Raw genomic sequence first — 1,738 nt, 5'->3', positions numbered from 1 at the left:
CGCGTCCAGGCATATGGTCAGGGCAGCGCTGTCCAGAAGGCAGTCCCCTATCACCGCCCTCTCGGCCTCGATGCTGTGGTGCGGGATCCTCTCGAAGAGTTTGTCACTCAAACTTTTCGTCCTCCACCTGTAGGGTCATCCCCGCTTCAACCCCCTGGTAAAGCTTTATCGAAAAGGAGTAAGAACCCAATTCCTTCACCGGCGAAGGAAGCCGGACATCCCTTTTATCAATGGGGACGTCGAATCTTTCCTGGACCTGTTCCGCCACCTGGGCCGCCGTGACACTTCCGAACAGTTTCCCCTGCTCTCCGGCGGAAACCTTGAGCACGACCTGCTTGCCCTGGAGAAGGGCCCTGCTGGCCCAGGCCTCCTCTTCCTCGCGCCTCGCCCTGGCTTCCCTCGTTTTCTGCTGCTGTTCCCACTCCCTGAGTTTTTCCCTGGTCGCCTCTTCGGCCATCTTCCTGGGGATAAGGTAATTTCTGCCGTACCCCTCGGCTACATCGATCAAATCGCCCTTTTTCCCCAGCTTAGACACATCGGTCAGCAAAATAACTTTCATCTTCTTCCCTCCCGGAACCTGGATCGCAGGTCGAACCACACATCAATGATACCCAAAATAAGGATTATCTGCGCGAAAAAGGGGACGACGAAGACAACCACCGTCAGGGCGATCTTCAGAAAACGACCCAAACTCCTTGATTGCATGAAGAACCAGCCCACGGCCAGCCCCTGGAAGAAAAACAGTGACGTCACCAGGAGGCGCAGGTTCAGCGCCGTCTTTTGCAAAAAAGCCATTGAGGGGTAGTAACTCCCTGCCAGTTGAAGCACCATGGAAGCGATAAGGGCCCAGAAGATGCTTTTTGGGAAGCGCCACCGGCTGAACTCGGGGAGCCGGGGAAGAGTTTCCCTGCCCAGCCTTTTTAACACCACGGCGCTTACGACATAGCTCAGGAAACAGTCCACCGTCGCTGCCATGACAAGAAGGGCCGGAAAGATCAACGGGATCAGCGACAGGGTGGTTCGCATCTGTTCCTTCGCCAGTGACAGCGACTCCTTCGACATGCCCAGGCCCGAGTAGACCGAGGAGATCCTCTCGATCATGGACATGATCTCTGCCTCCTCGAGGCCAAAGGGGTTGATCCCCGTCAGTTTTACAACGATAAACATCAGGAGAAGTTTGCTCCCTATGGAGACGAGTATGCCGTAAAGGATAATATCGACGGCCCTGTCATACCGCCTGCCCAGGGCCCCGAGGGCTATCCCGAGGAATCCGAAGCCGAAGCAGAAGAAAAGAGCTCCCACCGCTCCGGTGAAGGCGGCCGAAATGATCGTCGCCACCGCAACGCCCAGCACCGCCCTCCCCAGGCTGTGCCGGAGGCCCAGGACTACCAGCGGAGCCGGGCAGACCAGGGAAAAGGCCAACCCTATGAGAGGTAAAAAATGGCCCGCGAGGAAAAGCACGGCGGAAAGGGCGACGAGCAGCGACGATTCAACCAGGGCCCTGGTCCTGTCCATTAAGAAACGACCTCCCGACAAAACGGGGGGAGAAGCCTCGGCCCCTCCCCCCGTAGGAACACGCGTTTTCACTCCTACTCGGAGCTATACGGAAGGAGCGCGAGGTAGCGCACTCTTTTGATCGCTTCCGTGAGTTGCCTCTGGTGCTTGGCGCAGTTTCCCGTCACCCTCCTGGGAACGATCTTGCCGCGCTCACTTATATATTTTCTCAGTTTTTCCACAT

Annotated in this window: 3 protein-coding genes; all 3 read right to left on the bottom strand. The window is 57.1% G+C overall.

Going from position 1 to position 1,738, the window contains the following annotated elements:
* Positions 1-103: 103 nt before the first annotated feature.
* Positions 104-559: a 50S ribosomal protein L9 gene (locus GX108_02760; GenBank protein ID NLO55968.1), complete on the bottom strand. Its 456-nt coding sequence runs from the start codon at positions 557-559 to the stop codon at positions 104-106.
* Positions 556-1,515, bottom strand: a complete 960-nt coding sequence (locus GX108_02755; protein NLO55967.1) for a DUF2232 domain-containing protein — start codon at positions 1,513-1,515, stop codon at positions 556-558. Before GX108_02755 ends, GX108_02760 begins: the two co-directional genes overlap by 4 nt.
* 74 nt (positions 1,516-1,589) lie before the next feature.
* On the bottom strand, positions 1,590-1,738 hold a 149-nt coding region (locus GX108_02750), incomplete at its 5' end, for a 30S ribosomal protein S18 (GenBank protein ID NLO55966.1).

The organism is Thermovirga sp., assembly GCA_012523215.1.
In the GTDB taxonomy this organism is placed as follows: domain Bacteria; phylum Synergistota; class Synergistia; order Synergistales; family Thermovirgaceae; genus 58-81.
This window is presented reverse-complemented; position numbering and strand designations above follow the sequence as displayed.